This is a genomic window from Streptococcus parapneumoniae (assembly GCF_037076355.1).
Lineage (GTDB): Bacteria > Bacillota > Bacilli > Lactobacillales > Streptococcaceae > Streptococcus > Streptococcus parapneumoniae.
The window spans coordinates 400094-415796 of the sequence record NZ_AP026968.1; the positions used below are offsets into that span (position 1 = coordinate 400094).

17 protein-coding genes and 1 pseudogene are annotated in these 15703 nt (G+C 42.5%); 12 read left to right on the plus strand and 6 right to left on the minus strand.

The annotated features are described in order from the left end of the window. Positions 1 to 4: 4 nt before the first annotated feature. From scpB to yidD, 3 genes are read left to right on the plus strand one after another with little or no spacing between them, the layout of a single operon-like run. The gene (gene scpB, locus SP4011_RS02220; RefSeq protein ID WP_000105303.1) at positions 5 to 574 is read left to right on the plus strand and encodes an SMC-Scp complex subunit ScpB; all 570 of its coding nucleotides are present in this window, start codon (positions 5 to 7) and stop codon (positions 572 to 574) included. After that, on the plus strand, positions 561 to 1283 hold the full coding sequence (locus SP4011_RS02225; protein ID WP_001222228.1) for a pseudouridine synthase: 723 nt from the start codon (positions 561 to 563) through the stop codon (positions 1281 to 1283). Before scpB ends, SP4011_RS02225 begins: the two co-directional genes overlap by 14 nt. After that, on the plus strand, positions 1283 to 1525 hold the full coding sequence (yidD, locus tag SP4011_RS02230) for a membrane protein insertion efficiency factor YidD (RefSeq protein ID WP_000821632.1): 243 nt from the start codon (positions 1283 to 1285) through the stop codon (positions 1523 to 1525). The genes SP4011_RS02225 and yidD overlap by 1 nt, the downstream gene beginning before the upstream one ends. Positions 1526 to 1634: 109 nt before the next feature. Here the strand turns inward: yidD and SP4011_RS02235 are convergent, their stop codons facing one another. The 4 genes from SP4011_RS02235 to SP4011_RS02250 form a co-directional block, all read right to left on the minus strand. Next, on the minus strand, positions 1635 to 2600 hold the full coding sequence (locus SP4011_RS02235) for a siderophore ABC transporter substrate-binding protein (protein WP_338619669.1): 966 nt from the start codon (positions 2598 to 2600) through the stop codon (positions 1635 to 1637). Between the two features lie 95 nt (positions 2601 to 2695). Next, a complete protein-coding gene (locus tag SP4011_RS02240; protein ID WP_261149101.1) occupies positions 2696 to 3448 on the minus strand; it encodes an ABC transporter ATP-binding protein in 753 nt (250 codons plus the stop codon). Continuing rightward, the gene (locus tag SP4011_RS02245; RefSeq protein WP_338619674.1) at positions 3445 to 4401 is read right to left on the minus strand and encodes an iron chelate uptake ABC transporter family permease subunit; all 957 of its coding nucleotides are present in this window, start codon (positions 4399 to 4401) and stop codon (positions 3445 to 3447) included. Before SP4011_RS02245 ends, SP4011_RS02240 begins: the two co-directional genes overlap by 4 nt. After that, the gene (locus tag SP4011_RS02250) at positions 4391 to 5350 is read right to left on the minus strand and encodes an ABC transporter permease (RefSeq protein WP_338619676.1); all 960 of its coding nucleotides are present in this window, start codon (positions 5348 to 5350) and stop codon (positions 4391 to 4393) included. The genes SP4011_RS02245 and SP4011_RS02250 overlap by 11 nt, the downstream gene beginning before the upstream one ends. 236 nt (positions 5351 to 5586) lie before the next feature. Here SP4011_RS02250 and pepA point away from each other — a divergent pair, with 236 nt between their 5' ends. The 7 genes and pseudogenes from pepA (at position 5587) to pnuC (ending at position 11607) form a co-directional block, all read left to right on the plus strand. Then, positions 5587 to 6651, plus strand: a complete 1065-nt coding sequence (pepA, locus tag SP4011_RS02255; RefSeq protein ID WP_060627141.1) for a glutamyl aminopeptidase — start codon at positions 5587 to 5589, stop codon at positions 6649 to 6651. Between the two features lie 19 nt (positions 6652 to 6670). Beyond that, positions 6671 to 6967, plus strand: a complete 297-nt coding sequence (locus tag SP4011_RS02260) for a bacteriocin immunity protein (RefSeq protein WP_173226078.1) — start codon at positions 6671 to 6673, stop codon at positions 6965 to 6967. Between the two features lie 576 nt (positions 6968 to 7543). Beyond that, complete coding sequence (locus SP4011_RS02265) at positions 7544 to 7987, plus strand: MarR family winged helix-turn-helix transcriptional regulator (protein WP_000655205.1); 444 nt, start codon at positions 7544 to 7546, stop codon at positions 7985 to 7987. 34 nt (positions 7988 to 8021) lie between these two features. Continuing rightward, positions 8022 to 8213: pseudogene (locus tag SP4011_RS02270) on the plus strand (polyketide cyclase); the annotation flags it as partial. Between the two features lie 14 nt (positions 8214 to 8227). Then, positions 8228 to 8956: an ABC transporter ATP-binding protein gene (locus SP4011_RS02275; RefSeq protein WP_000575218.1), complete on the plus strand. Its 729-nt coding sequence runs from the start codon at positions 8228 to 8230 to the stop codon at positions 8954 to 8956. Further along, entirely contained in the window at positions 8949 to 10469 is a 1521-nt protein-coding gene (locus SP4011_RS02280; RefSeq protein WP_000182941.1) for an ABC transporter permease/substrate-binding protein, read from the plus strand. The genes SP4011_RS02275 and SP4011_RS02280 overlap by 8 nt, the downstream gene beginning before the upstream one ends. A gap of 331 nt (positions 10470 to 10800) precedes the next feature. Then, positions 10801 to 11607, plus strand: coding sequence for a nicotinamide riboside transporter PnuC (gene pnuC / locus SP4011_RS02285; RefSeq protein ID WP_000557784.1), 807 nt, complete (start codon positions 10801 to 10803; stop codon positions 11605 to 11607). Positions 11608 to 11759: 152 nt separating this feature from the next. On the opposite strand, the gene SP4011_RS02290 is transcribed toward pnuC, so the two are convergent. Further along, complete coding sequence (locus SP4011_RS02290; RefSeq protein WP_338619684.1) at positions 11760 to 12296, minus strand: TetR/AcrR family transcriptional regulator; 537 nt, start codon at positions 12294 to 12296, stop codon at positions 11760 to 11762. Positions 12297 to 12428: 132 nt separating this feature from the next. On the opposite strand from SP4011_RS02290, the gene SP4011_RS02295 reads away from it, so the two are divergent. Then, complete coding sequence (locus SP4011_RS02295; protein WP_049511521.1) at positions 12429 to 13286, plus strand: cation diffusion facilitator family transporter; 858 nt, start codon at positions 12429 to 12431, stop codon at positions 13284 to 13286. A gap of 61 nt (positions 13287 to 13347) precedes the next feature. Here SP4011_RS02295 and galR read toward each other — a convergent pair whose 3' ends face one another. Continuing rightward, positions 13348 to 14352 carry a DNA-binding transcriptional regulator GalR gene (gene galR / locus SP4011_RS02300; RefSeq protein WP_049511520.1) on the minus strand — a complete coding sequence of 335 codons (1005 nt, stop codon included), beginning with the start codon at positions 14350 to 14352 and terminating at the stop codon, positions 13348 to 13350. 164 nt (positions 14353 to 14516) lie between these two features. On the opposite strand from galR, the gene SP4011_RS02305 reads away from it, so the two are divergent. Further along, entirely contained in the window at positions 14517 to 15695 is a 1179-nt protein-coding gene (locus SP4011_RS02305) for a galactokinase (protein WP_338619685.1), read from the plus strand. The last annotated feature ends 8 nt before the right edge of the window (positions 15696 to 15703 follow it).

The following is a 15703-nucleotide window of genomic DNA, read 5'->3' on the forward strand; positions in this document are numbered from 1 at the left end:
AAAGATGAGTACTTTAGCAAAAATAGAAGCGCTCTTGTTTGTAGCGGGTGAAGATGGGATTAGAGTCCGCCAGTTAGCTGAACTTCTCTCTCTGCCACCGACAGGCATCCAACAGAGTTTAGAAAAATTAGCCCAGAAGTATGAAAAGGACCCAGATTCCAGTTTGGCTCTGATTGAGACAGGGGGCGCTTATAGATTGGTGACCAAGCCTCAATTTGCAGAGATTTTGAAGGAATACTCTAAGGCACCTATCAACCAGAGTTTATCTCGGGCTGCCCTTGAGACCTTGTCCATTATTGCCTACAAACAGCCCATCACACGGATAGAGATTGATGCCATCCGTGGGGTCAACTCGAGTGGGGCTTTGGCAAAGTTGCAGGCCTTTGACTTGATACGAGAAGACGGGAAAAAAGAAGTGTTGGGTCGTCCCAACCTCTATGTGACTACAGATTATTTCCTAGATTACATGGGGATAAACCATTTAGAAGAATTACCAGTGATTGATGAGCTTGAGATTCAAGCCCAAGAAAGCCAATTATTTGGTGAAAGGATAGAAGAAGATGAGAATCAATAAGTATATTGCCCACGCAGGTGTGGCCAGTAGGAGAAAAGCAGAAGAGCTGATCAAGCAAGGTTTGGTGACGGTTAACGGCCAAGTGGTACGTGAACTAGCAACGACCATCAAGTCAGGCGACAAGGTCGAAGTTGAAGGCCAGCCTATCTACAACGAAGAAAAGGTCTACTATCTGCTTAACAAACCACGCGGTGTCATTTCCAGTGTGACAGATGACAAGGGGCGTAAGACTGTTGTCGACCTCTTGCCTAACGTGAAGGAGCGCATCTACCCTGTAGGTCGTTTGGATTGGGATACATCAGGAGTTTTGATTTTGACTAATGATGGGGATTTTACGGATGAGATGATTCACCCTCGTAATGAGATTGACAAGGTTTATGTCGCGCGTGTTAAAGGTGTGGCCAATAAGGATAATCTCCGCCCCTTAACCCGTGGACTTGAGATTGATGGCAAGAAAACCAAGCCGGCTGTCTATGAGATTCTCAAAGTGGACCCAGTTAAAAACCGCTCTGTGGTGCAGTTGACCATCCATGAAGGGCGTAACCACCAGGTTAAAAAGATGTTTGAAGCTGTCGGTCTCCAAGTGGACAAGTTGTCACGGACTCGTTTCGGACACCTAGACTTGACAGGTCTTCGTCCGGGAGAATCCCGCCGTCTTAATAAAAAAGAAATCAGCCAACTACACACCATGGCTGTAACCAAGAAATAATGAAACGAATTTTAATCGCGCCTGTGCGCTTTTACCAACGTTTTATCTCACCAGCCTTTCCACCCTCTTGTCGCTTTGAGCCTACCTGTTCAAACTATATGATTCAGGCTATTGAAAAACATGGCTTCAAGGGTGTTTTGATGGGCTTGTCTCGGATTTTACGTTGCCATCCCTGGTCGAAAACAGGTAAGGACCCCGTCCCAGATCACTTTTCACTCAAACGGAATCAAGAAGGGGAATGAGGTTGGGCAAAAGGTTTTAATAAAATGATAAAAACGCATCCTATCAGGTTTGAGTGAGCTTGATAGGATGCGTTTTATCATGTAAAGATGTGATTGAGTTTAAAGCAGCTTATTTCAAGGCTTTTTGTGCGTCTTCAATCATGAGTTTTGTTGATTCAAGTCCGCCTCCGCTTAGATACCAGAGATCTGGTGTTAGTTGGATGATCTTTCCATTTTTAGCGGCAGGTGTTTCAGCGATGAGGGCATTTTCTAGGACGCCATCGTTGCTTGAGTTGTCACCACCGATGGCAAGGGTACGGTTGATGACAAAGAGGATGTCAGGGTTGATTTCTTTGACACTTTCAAAGCTGACTTCTTGTCCGTGGCGTGAGTCTTCGAATTTAGTGTCAGTTGGCTTGAATTTCAAGGTTTGATACAAGAAAGAGAAACGAGATTGGGCACCAAAGGCAGCCATTTTTCCTTCATTGAGGAGGATAGCAAGGGCTTTTTTGTCAGAACTTTCGTTTTTAGTTGCGACTTCTTGGATGCTCTTGTCTAGCTTGTCCAATTCTTCCTTGGCTTTCTGTGTACCAGTTTCACCAAAGGCGCTTGCTAGGGATTCGATATTAGTCTTGGTAGAAGTCCAGTAGTCATCTTTGCCTGCTTGGAAGAGAACAGTCGGAGCGATTTCGTTGAACTTATCTACGAATTTTTGGGTACGTGGTGAAGCGATAATTAGGTCTGGTTCAAGAGCAGCAAGGGCTTCTAGGTCTGGCTCAACCATAGAACCAACATTTTTAACTTTTCCAGCTAGATCTTTTAGATAAGTCGGAACAGTTTTTGTAGGCATTCCGACGATATTCTTTTCAAAACCTAAAGCGCGAATAGTATCCGCAGCACCGAGGTCAAAGGTCACAATCTTTTCAGGGACTTTTGAAAGTGTGACTACACCTAGTGAACTTTTAATGGTTACCTCTGTTGGAGCAGAGCTACTTGACTCCGTCTTACTAGTGCTTGAGTTTGTACTACATGCACCAAGTAGGAGCAAGAAGCTGGCCGCTAGGGCAGTGAGATAAAGTTTAAGGGATGTTTTCATAATTTCTCCTTTTTAAAATGTGATAACGATTTAGGGAGTCTCTAGGTTTTATTGACTAAGAGACTGAAGGTTCTCTAACTTGAACTTCTATGTTATTAGCTATAGATACAGATCTTTTTGCCATTGATGTCAGCCAGCGTGATGGGAATCTCATAAAGTTGACTGAGCAGGTCAGCCTGCATGATTTGATCTGTTCTTCCCTTGCTAAAGACTTGACCGTCTTTGAAGGCGACAATTTCATCTGCATACTGACTGGCCATGTTGATATCGTGAAGGACGATGATAATGGTTTTCCCTAGTTCTTCCACCAGTCTCCGAAGAATCTGCATCATGCTAACGCTTTGTTTGATGTCGAGATTGTTGAGTGGTTCGTCCAGCAAGATAAAGTCTGTATCCTGGGCCAGTACCATAGCGATAAAGACTCGCTGGAGTTGTCCCCCAGACAGGCTGTCGATGTAGCGGTCTTTTAAGTTGGTTAGTTCCAGATAGTCCAGAGTTTCTCGGATTTTTTCCCAATCTTCTGGTCTCAGTCGACCTCGGCTGTAGGGAAAACGTCCAAAACTGACCAGTTCTTCCACCGTCAATTTGGCTTGGTAATTGATTTTCTGCTTTAGGATGGTTAGTTCTTGAGCCAGTTCTTGCGAATTCCAACTCTCGATTTCACGGCCTTTGATACTGAGAATTCCCTGATCTTTCTTGGTCAGTCTGCTCATGATGGAGAGGAGAGTTGATTTTCCAGCACCATTTGGACCAATAAAGGCTGTCAGTTTCTGAGGACTGACTTCAAGCGAAATGCCTTGCAAAATATCCTGTTTTTGAATGGATTTGTCAATGTTTTTCAGTTTCACCGACGTGCCCTCCTATAAAGTAAGATAAAGAATAAGAAGCCACCCACACTCTCGATGATCATACTGATGCGAATTTCTAGTGCAAAGACTCGTTCAATCAAGGCTTGCCCCAAGGTTAAGCTAATAAATCCAACCAGAATGGCTACGATAAAGAGTAACTTGTGCCGATAGTCTTTGACAATCAGGTAGGTGAGGTTAGCCAGCATAAAGCCGAAGAAGGCCATAGGCCCTACCAAGGCAGTGGCCGTTGAGGTCAAAAGCACGATGCCCCAGAGGAGTTCTTTCTGTTCTTTTTCAACATCGAGTCCCAATATCTGAGCCGTTTCTCTTTGCAGATGCAAGACATCCAGAATGACTGCTTTCCGAAAGAAAAAGATTGTCAAAGCAAGGATAATCAGAGAACCGATGGCTAGGATGGAAGTGTTGAGATGTTGAAAGGAGGCAAAAAGACTGTTTTGCAGTTTATCGTATTCATTTGGATCCATCAGGACTTGGAGGAAGGTACTGATATTTCGAAAGAGACTTCCGAGTGCTAGACAAATCAGCAGGATGAAGACCAGATCTTGCTTCATCAGTGTCTTCAAGTAGCCTTGTAAGGCGAGAAAGAAGAGGGATTGGACGAGAAGTAAGATTAGGAATTCTAAAATAGGAGACTTACCAAGTTGGAGAAGCTTGCTTTCAAAAACCAGTAGTAGAGTTTGTAGTAGGACGTAGAAGGATTGGATTCCTAAAATACTAGGTGTCAGGAAGCGATTTTCCGTCAGGGTTTGAAAACTAATGGTCGAAATCCCAGTTGCGATGGCTACCAAGAGATAAACGATAATCTTTTGGGAACGCAACTTCCAAGCAAAGGCTGACAAGTGGGTGATGGGCCAAAAGTAGAGGAGACAAGCTCCGATGGCCAGAATAATGAGAAGGCAGAAGATCTTGGTATGTTTGCTTTTAAACTGCATCTTTTCGTCCCCCTCTCCAGAGAAGTAGGATAAAGACGAGGCTACCAATGATTCCTAGTAGAAGACTGACAGACAGCTCATAGGGCCGAATTAGAACTCGAGAGAGAATGTCGCAGGCCAAAACCAGATTGGCACCAACCAGTACGACCATGAGTTTGGTTTGACTCAAATTATCTCCATAGTGCTTGCGAACCAGATTGGGAACGATAACTCCGAGAAATGGTAAGCCACCCACGGTAATCATGGTGACACTTGTCGTTAGCGCCACCAGAAAGAGACCTAGTTTTTCAAGTAGGGAGTAGGAAATCCCCAAACTTTCACTGGTTTCTTTTCCTAAATTCATGATGGTAAAGGTTTGGGATAATTTCCAAACGGCTATCAGGATAATGAGGCCTAAGAAGAGCCACTCATACTGATGAGTCTGAATCATGGAGAAGGAGCCCTGGGTCCAAGCTGTCATACTCTGAACCAGATTGAAACGGTAGGCGATAACTTCTGTCACAGAACCAATAATCCCACTATAGATGATCCCAATCAGAGGCAACATCCACCTTTCCTTTATAGTAAAAATGGTCATAAAGGCTAGGAAGAAGAGGGTAAATACGATGGATGAAACAAAAGCAAAGAGCATCTTTTGAGTAAGACTAGCTGACGGAAAGACAAAGAGGCTCAGCACCATTCCCAGTTTGGCAGCTTCAGTGGTTCCAACTGTACTCGGAGCAGCAAACTGATTTTGAGTAATAGTCTGCATGAGCAGTCCTGCCATGCTCATACTAGAGGCAGTCAGGAGAATGCTGATGGTTCTTGGGAGACGGGACTCTTGAAAGAGAAGCCAAGTTTCATGATCCAGTGCAAAGAGTTTTCCCCATGAAAAATCACTGGTCCCAATGCTAATAGAGAGAAAGACTAGGAGTAGAAGTAAGCCAATTAAATAATGAGAAAGTTTCATACCCCATCCTTTCATGTAGATTTGGTACCGAAAGATACCTGCGGATATTACTGTAACACGATTTTTCTAATCTGTCAATAAATTTTCTGACAATTTAATGTAAAAAGAAAGAAAAATTCCTGAAAGAACATCTGTCTCTCTTTTTTATAGGAAAACTGAGTAAAAAACTATCCACCTTCCCGCTATCCTTCTCCTATAAAAAGTGGTAAAATGGATGAAAGAAAGAAGGAACTGAAATGACAACATTATTTTCAAAAATTAAAGAAGTAACAGAACTTGCTGCGATCTCAGGTCATGAAGCACCTGTCCGTGCTTATCTTCGTGAAAAGTTGACACCGCACGTGGATGAAGTGGTGACAGATGGCTTGGGTGGTATTTTTGGTATCAAGCATTCAGAAGCTACGGATGCGCCTCGCGTCTTGGTCGCTTCTCACATGGATGAAGTTGGTTTTATGGTCAGCGAGATTAAGCCAGATGGTACCTTCCGTGTGGTTGAAATTGGTGGTTGGAATCCTATGGTAGTCAGCAGCCAACGTTTCAAACTCCTGACTCGTGACGGTCGTGAAATTCCTGTGATTTCGGGTTCTGTCCCTCCACATTTGACTCGTGGAAAGGGTGGACCAACCATGCCAGCCATTGCAGATATCGTCTTTGATGGTGGCTTTGTGGATCAAGCTGAGGCAGAAAGCTTTGGCATCCGTCCTGGCGACACCATCGTACCAGATAGCTCTGCAATCTTGACAGCCAATGAAAAAAATATCATCTCAAAAGCTTGGGATAACCGCTACGGTGTTCTTATGGTTAGCGAGTTGGCGGAAGCTCTGTCAGGTCAAAAACTGGGAAATGAACTCTATCTTGGCTCTAATGTCCAAGAAGAGGTTGGTCTTCGTGGTGCTCATACATCTACAACTAAGTTTGACCCAGAAGTTTTCCTAGCAGTTGACTGCTCACCTGCTGGTGATGTTTATGGCGGTCAAGGCAAGATTGGAGATGGAACCTTGATTCGTTTCTACGATCCAGGTCACTTGCTTCTCCCAGGAATGAAAGATTTCCTTTTGACAACGGCTGAAGAAGCAGGTATCAAGTACCAATACTACTGTGGTAAAGGCGGAACAGACGCTGGCGCAGCTCATTTGAAAAATGGTGGTGTCCCATCTACAACAATCGGTGTTTGCGCTCGTTATATCCATTCTCACCAAACCCTCTACGCTATGGATGACTTCCTAGAAGCTCAAGCTTTCTTGCAAGCCTTGGTGAAAAAATTGGATCGTTCAACGGTTGATTTGATTAAAAATTATTAAACTTAAGGAGGTGGTAGGGATGGTAGAACCAAACCTAGAAAGCCTTATAAAAGATCTTTACAATCATGCTCGACATGATTTGAGTGAAGATTTAGTTGCTGCTCTCCTAGAGACTGCTAAAAAACTGCCTACTACAAATGAGCAATTGCTGGCAGTTCGTCTCTCAGGTCTGGTCAATCGTGAATTGCTCAAGAATCCCAAACATCCGGCACCTGAGTTGCTCAACTTGGCCCGCTTTATCAAAAGAGAAGAGGCTAAGTACAGAGGAACTGCGGCTTCTGCCCTTATGTACGGGGAGTTCTTTAAAATGCTTTGATTCCATTGTGGATCAAAGCATTTTTTGTAAGATCTATCTCGTGAGCGTTCAAATAGTAGTAACAAGGAATCATGAGAAGTTAGCCGAGACCATAGTAGTGAAGAAACTTCTGTAATGGAAGTGGAGAGAAGTGAGGAATCGTCAAACGGTAGGGGATAGGCTGTTTGAAGGGTGCTATGAGAAAGATAGGGTAAGGTGAAATTAAATACGAACAAATTGATTGGGAAATTCAAATCGCTTTCTATCAATGTTTTAGAAGATACAGTGCCCTAGTCCAACTTCAATATACTATAAAATAGCAGATGGAAGCAATTAAGATTTACTTCTATCTTTAAAATAAATGGTCTGATAGGAAAAACGTATCCCATCATAAAATATAGGACAGTACGGATGGAAGGCTTTTGTAGACTGGAGGACGAAGGAGTTTAGAAACTTTCGTTAAAAGTTAGTTGAGCAGGAGTATGGTGGTGTAAATCATTATCAAAAATTATTTCTAAATCGAAATAGTTGACAGTTGAAAGGACAAGTGTTACAATAAGTTTAATTATTTCGGCATAGAAATAAATTGGAGGTGTTATGAAAGATAGTCATTTGCTAGCCCATCATATTCGTTTGTTGAATGGGCGGATTTTTCAAAAGTTACTGAGTCAAGACCCTGAAGCTCTTTATAGGGGTGAACAGGGGAAGATTTTAGCGGTTTTATGGAATAGTAAAACTGGCTGCGCAACTGCGACAGATATTGCTCTGGCAACTGGGCTTGCGAATAATACGCTGACGACTATGATAAAAAAGCTAGAGGAACAAAAGCTTGTAATTGTTAGTCCGTGTGGGGAAGACAAGCGTAAGAAGTATTTAGTTTTAACGGAGTTAGGCAAGTCCCAGAAAGAAGTGGGACATCGTGTCAGTCAGAAATTGGATACGATTTTTTACAAAGGTTTTTCAGAGGAAGAAATTCGGCAATTTGAAGCCTTTCAAGAAAGAATTTTGGCGAATCTGAAAGAGAAGGCAAAAGAGGATTAAAATAGATCAAATTAGCTGTTTGTAAGTAAAGGCCACTTTTGACTTTGTTTTCCAACTCTTAGGACAAGGAAACTATGTGGTTAGCTATGGTCAGACTCAGATTGATGGAGTTGATTATGCCCAGTACGATATCTTCCGTTTAGAAAATGGAAAAATTGTAGAGCATTGGGACAATAAGGAAGTCATGCCTAAGGTAGAAGACATGACCAATCGAGGAAAGTTTTAAAATGAGGACAAAGAATGATTGAATACAAAAATGTAGCCTTGCGCTACACAGAAAAAGATGTCTTGAGAGATGTCAATTTACGGATTGATAATGGGGAATTTATGGTTTTAGTTGGGCCTTCTGGATCCGGTAAGACGACCATGATTAAGATGATTAACCGTCTCTTGGAACCGACTGATGGAAATATTTATATGGATGGCAAGCGCATCAAAGACTATGACGAGCGGGAGCTTCGTCTGTCTACTGGTTATGTTTTACAGGCCATTGCTCTCTTTCCCAATCTAACGGTTGAGGAAAATATTGCCCTGATTCCTGAGATGAAGGGCTGGACTAAGGAAGAAATTGCTCAGAAAACAGAAGAGCTCTTGGCTAAGGTTGGTTTACCAGTAGCCGAGTATGGGCATCGACTTCCGAGTGAATTATCTGGTGGAGAACAGCAACGGGTCGGTATTGTCCGTGCCATGATTGGTCAGCCTAAGATTCTCCTCATGGATGAGCCGTTTTCAGCCTTGGATGCTATTTCGAGAAAACAGTTGCAGGTTCTGACGAAAGAATTGCATAAAGAATTTGGGATGACAACTATTTTTGTAACCCATGATACGGATGAAGCTCTGAAATTGGCGGACCGTATTGCTGTCTTGCAGGATGGAGAGATTCGTCAGGTGGCGAATCCCGAGACCATTTTAAAAGCTCCTGCAACAGACTTTGTAGCAGACTTGTTTGGAGGTAGTGTTCATGACTAATTTAATTGCAACTTTTCAGGATCGTTTTAGTGATTGGTTGACAGCTCTATCTCAACATTTGCAGTTGTCACTTTTGACCCTGTTACTAGCTATTTTTATCGCGATTCCTTTGGCTGTTTCTCTTCGCTATCATGAGAAGTTGGCGGATTGGGTTTTGCAGATTGCAGGGATTTTCCAGACCATCCCGTCACTGGCATTGTTGGGTCTTTTCATTCCCTTGATGGGAATTGGAACCTTGCCAGCTTTGACAGCTCTAGTGATCTATGCGATCTTTCCGATTTTACAAAATACCATCACTGGGTTGAAGGGAATTGATCCGAGTCTGCAAGAGGCTGGGATTGCCTTTGGGATGACCAGATGGGAGCGACTCAAGAAGTTTGAAATTCCACTTGCCATGCCTGTTATCATGTCTGGGATTCGGACAGCAGCTGTCTTGATTATCGGTACGGCAACCTTGGCGGCTTTGATTGGTGCAGGGGGACTGGGTTCCTTTATCCTTTTGGGAATTGACCGTAATAATGCCAGTCTGATTTTGATTGGGGCCCTTTCTTCTGCAGTGCTAGCCATTGCCTTTAACTTCCTACTAAAAGTGATGGAAAAGGCAAAATTGCGGACGATTTTCTCAGGTTTTGCCTTGGTGACCTTATTGCTAGGTCTGTCTTATAGTCCAGCCCTCTTAGCTCAAAAAGAGAAAGAAAACTTGGTTATTGCTGGAAAATTGGGTCCAGAACCAGAAATTTTGGCCAATATGTATAAATTGCTGATTGAAGAAAATACCAGTATGACTGCGACTGTTAAACCAAATTTTGGGAAAACAAGCTTCCTCTATGAAGCTCTGAAAAAAGGCGATATTGACATCTATCCTGAATTTACTGGTACGGTGACTGAAAGTTTGCTTCAGCCATCACCGAAAGTGAGTCATGAGCCAGAGCAGGTTTATGATGTAGCGCGTGATGGCATTGCCAAGCAGGATCATCTAGCCTATCTCAAACCCATGTCTTATCAAAATACTTATGCTGTAGCTGTTCCGAAAAAGATTGCTCAGGAATATGGCTTGAAGACCATTTCGGACTTGAAAAAAGTGGAAGGACAGCTGAAGGCAGGCTTTACACTTGAGTTTAATGACCGTGAGGATGGAAATAAGGGCTTGCAATCAATGTATGGTCTCAATCTCAATGTAGCGACTATGGAACCAGCTCTTCGCTATCAGGCTATTCAGTCAGGCGATATTCAAATTACGGATGCCTATTCGACTGATGCGGAATTGGAGCGTTATGATTTGCAGGTCTTGGAAGATGACAAGCAACTCTTCCCACCTTATCAAGGGGCTCCACTCATGAAAGAAGCTCTTCTCAAGAAACATCCAGAGTTGGAAACAGTTCTCAATAAATTGGCTGGTAAAATTACTGAAAGCCAGATGAGCCAGCTTAACTACCAAGTCAGTGTTGAAGGCAAGTCAGCAGGACAAGTAGCCAAGGAGTTTCTCCAAGAACAAGGCTTGTTGAAGAAATAGCTTGAAAAGCTAAACTCAACTTGGTTAAACGATTATATAGAAGAAAGCTCAGACAATGTCGTCTGGGCTTTTTTGATTTTAGGGTTATTGAATGTCACTTAAAATGGAAAGAAAGAGAAAATTTTCAGGAATTTCTAAAATTTATCTGTAAATACACTTGGCTATTCATAAAATAGGTGTATAATGTGTTGTGAACTACTTAACAAATAAGGATTTTCAACTCATGTCGACTAAGGTTAGAAATCTTGTGTATAGACAGTTCATTATCTAATAGAGCGTTGCGTCCGAAAGTCTATCCAGACACGGCTCTTTAAAAACAAAAGGAGAAATGATGCATACTTATTTGCAAAAGAAAATTGAAAATATCAAAACAACTCTAGGTGAAATGTCAGGTGGTTACCGTCGTATGGTTGCGGCTATGACTGATTTAGGATTTTCAGGAACTATGAAGGCTATTTGGAATGACCTCTTTGCCAATCGTAGCTTTGCCCAGTGGCTGTATTTGCTGGTTTTAGGAAGTTTTCCTCTCTGGCTGGAATTGATTTATGAACACCGTATTGTTGACTGGATTGGGATGATTTGTAGCTTGACAGGGATTATTTGCGTTATCTCTGTATCGGAAGGTCGAGCAAGTAATTATCTTTTTGGCTTGATTAACTCTGTTATTTACCTTATTTTGGCACTACAGAAAGGCTTCTATGGTGAGGTTTTAACAACTCTCTATTTTACAATTATGCAGCCAATTGGTCTCTTGGTTTGGATTTATCAAGCCCAGTTTAAGAAAGAAAAGCAGGAGTTTGTTGCACGTAAGCTGGATGGCAAGGGTTGGACCAAGTATCTTTCCATTAGTGTTCTTTGGTGGTTGGCCTTTGGTTTTATTTATCAGTCTATTGGTGCCAATCGTCCCTATCGTGATTCAATCACAGATGCGACCAATGGGGTAGGGCAAATACTCATGACAGCTGTTTACCGTGAACAATGGATATTCTGGGCAGCTACCAATGTCTTTTCTATCTATCTCTGGTGGGGAGAAAGCCTGCAAATTCAAGGGAAATATCTAATTTATCTCATTAACAGTCTAGTTGGATGGTACCAGTGGAGTAAGGCAGCCAAGCAGAATACTGATTTACCTAACTAGGAAAAGATGTTTTAAGTTTTGGGATAAAACAGATAGAGTTGATAATCAAGGATTGGATATGATGAAAAAGAGGAGCAGTAGTTCCTCTTTTATTGTCGAAAAGATAAAAACTCAGTAGCCTGGGCATAAGGCAACTGAGCTCTAGTCTGTATTTAGTCTTTAGAAATGAGAAGGTCTAGATAAAACTGGACAACTTCCTGATTTGTGAAGTCTTGCCCTTTTTTGAGCCACCAGGTCAAGGTTTCGATAAAGTTGGTCACGACCAAGTGTTGGAGATAAGAAACAGGCAGACTTGGGTGAGATTCTTTCAACTCATCAGCCAACATGGGATAGACATGGTGCTCCAGTTCTTTATGAAGTTGGCGAAGGAAGTAGTCATTTTTGGAGAATAGCAGACTGGTGATATGGTCTTGGTTTTTCTGAAAATGAAGAAAGAGATGGGCGAGATAAACCTTAGTTGAAATGGATTTTTCTCTTTCAAAGAGGTGATGGAAGAGGTAGCGGCAGAGCTCGTCCAGAAGCAGCTCCTTACTCTCATAGTGACAGTAAAAGGTGGAGCGTCCCACATCTGCAAGATCAATGATATCCTGAACAGTAGTGGTCTCGTAGCCCTTAGCATTCAAAAGTTGTAGAAAAGCTTGATAGATGGCTTTTTTTGTTTTACTGATACGGCGGTCAATCTTAGTCATATGGACACTTGGGGCAAATTGTTCAGAACTGAATAAAGCTGACCTTTTGCTTCTATCCTTTCTTTGAGTTTTAGTGGATAATGATAATGAACAAGATGTTCATAAATCTATTATAACAAAGGAATGAGAAATATGAAGGCAAAATATACTGTTTGGCTAGCTTTTTTCTTAAATTTGACTTATGCCATTGTCGAGTTTATCGCTGGTGGAGTGTTTGGGTCCAGTGCAGTTCTTGCTGACTCGGTGCATGACTTGGGAGATGCGATTGCTATTGGGATCTCAGCCTTTTTGGAAAGTATCTCCAATCGTGAAGAAGACAGCCACTATACCTTGGGCTACAAGCGTTTTAGCCTTTTAGGGGCCATGGTAACGGCTGTGATTCTTATGACAGGGTCCGTTTTGGTCATTTTGGAAAATATAGCGAAAATCTTTCATCCACAACCGGTCAATGATGAGGGGATTCTCTGGTTAGGAATTATTGCGATTACTATCAATGTGCTAGCGAGTCTCGTCATTCGCAAAGGACAAACCAAGAACGAATCCATTCTCAGCCTGCACTTTCTGGAAGATACCTTGGGTTGGGTGACTGTCATCCTGATGGCCATTGTTCTTCGATTTACCGATTGGTATATCTTGGATCCGCTCTTGTCTCTTGTTATTTCCTTCTTTATTCTGTCAAAAGCCCTTCCACGTTTTTGGAGCACGCTCAAGATATTCCTCGATGCAGTGCCAGAAGGAGTAGATATCCAGAAGATCAAGACGGATTTAGCAGAATTGGACCATGTCGCTAGTATCAATCAGCTTAATCTCTGGACTATGGATGGTTTGGAAAAAAATGCCATTGTCCATGTTTGTTTAAAAGAGATGGAGCATATGGAAACTTGTAAAGAATCTATTCGAATTTTCCTCAAAAATTGTGGCTTTCAAAATATTACCATTGAAGTTGATGCAGACCTAGAAAGTCACCAAGCACATAAGCGAAAGGTGTGAGTTGGAGCAGAATCATAGAGATTATTAGAGAAACAGCCTTGCTAGAGGTCGTTTTGTAATCCTAATCATTCCTTGTACTCTCTCTCAATGTCAGTCTGGTTCCCAGCATAGTAAGGCTAGGGATTTTGCGACCGTGGAGTACTTCCTTATTAAGAATATCCATGCCTGCTCTGCCCATTTCTTCGGTATAGACGGTGATGCTGGAGAGGGGAGGATAGACTTGCTTGGTCAGGCTAGTATCGTTAAAGGAAATGAGGCTGACGCGGTCTGGCAGGCTGATTCCAGCTTCTTGGAGGGCACGGAGAGCACCGATAGCTAAACTATCGCTGGCTGCAAAAAATGCTGGCGGGAGTTGGTCTCCCAAGAACTGAATGGCCTCCTTCATCAAGTCATAGCCAGACTGGGCAGTAAAGCTTCCTTGAAAGACCAGTTCATCATGATAGATTTCCTTCGCTTGACTGTAGTTTCTGAAATTTTCCAGCCGCTTATCCTGAATGATTTCTTCTTGGTCAGTTGTTTCTTCAAGGCCTGTTAGAATCCCGATACGGTCCATTCCTTGGCTGAGGAAATAATCGACAACCTGTTTCATGGCAGTATAAAAGTCCGTGATAATACAGGTGTGTCCTAGTGAAAGAGTATCACTGTCTAGAAAGACAAGGGGCTTTTGGTATTCTTCAAAGGCAGAAATCTGAGCTCGACTAAACTTTCCGATGCAGAGAATTCCAATCACTTCCTCGCTCAGGGTAAAAGGATGGTCATTAAAATAGCGCAAGATATCATAGTCCAACTCTTGGGCTCTTTTTTCGATGCCTAGGCGAATCTGGTAGTAGTAGAGGTCGTCTAGCTCCCCTTGTTCGCTGACCCATTGAATAATGGCAATCTTTTGCTTGGGCTTATGGGACTCGCCTGTTTTGAGGTGCTTGGTGTAGCCTAGCTCTTCAGCAACAGTTAAAATACGGTGTCTGGTTTCTTCTGTAACAGATAGGCTCTGGTCGCGATTGAGGACGCGGGATACGGTCGCGATAGAGACAGAGGCTAGCTGTGCAATGTCTTTTAAGGTAGCCATAAATCCTCCTTCTTTAAGGTTAGTATATCATATTTTTCTGCTTTTTACTGATAGTTTAGTAAAATTTTAGTAAAAAGGATTGACCTTAGGAAATCCCTTGGATACAATAGAAGAAAACGATTACACGTTAAGGTGACTTAACGGACAGTCAAAGGAGAAATCATATGACACAACATCTTACTGCAGAAGCTCTTCGTAAAGACTTTCTTGCTGTTTTTGGTCAAGAAGCAGACCAAACATTCTTTTCACCAGGTCGTATCAACTTGATTGGTGAGCACACAGACTATAATGGTGGACATGTATTTCCAGCAGCTATTTCCTTAGGAACTTATGGGGCTGCTCGTAAGCGTGACGACCAAGTTTTACGTTTCTACTCAGCTAACTTTGAGGACAAGGGCATTATCGAAGTGCCTCTCGCTGACCTCAAATTTGAAAAAGAGCACAACTGGACCAACTATCCAAAAGGGGTTCTTCATTTCTTGCAAGAAGCTGGGCACGTGATTGATAAAGGTTTTGATTTTTATGTTTATGGGAATATCCCAAATGGTGCTGGCCTGTCTTCTTCAGCATCCTTGGAACTTTTGACAGGGGTCGTGGCAGAGCATCTCTTTGATTTAAAACTAGAGCGTCTCGATTTGGTTAAAATCGGAAAACAAACAGAAAATAACTTTATCGGAGTAAATTCTGGCATTATGGACCAGTTTGCTATCGGTATGGGGGCTGACCAACGTGCTATTTACTTAGATACCAATACTTTAGAATACGACTTGGTGCCACTTGATTTGAAGGACAATGTCGTTGTTATCATGAACACCAATAAACGTCGTGAATTGGCGGACTCTAAATACAATGAACGTCGTGCTGAGTGTGAAAAAGCAGTGGAAGAATTGCAAGTTGCCTTGGATATTCAGACTTTGGGTGAATTGGACGAGTGGGTCTTTGACCAATATAGCTACCTAATCAAAGATGAAAATCGTTTGAAACGTGCTCGCCATGCTGTGCTTGAAAACCAACGTACCCTCAAAGCTCAAGCAGCCCTTCAAGCAGGAGATTTGGAAACATTTGGTCGTTTGATGAATGCGTCACACGTTTCCCTAGAGCATGACTATGAAGTAACTGGTTTGGAATTGGATACCCTTGTTCATACAGCTTGGGCACAAGAAGGAGTTCTCGGTGCTCGTATGACAGGAGCAGGTTTTGGCGGATGTGCCATTGCCTTGGTGCAAAAAGATACTGTTGAGGCCTTTAAGGAAGTTGTAGGCAAACACTACGAGGAAGTAGTTGGGTATGCTCCAAGTTTCTATATCGCTGAAGTTGCAGGTGGCACTCGCGTCCTTGATTAGTCAGAAGG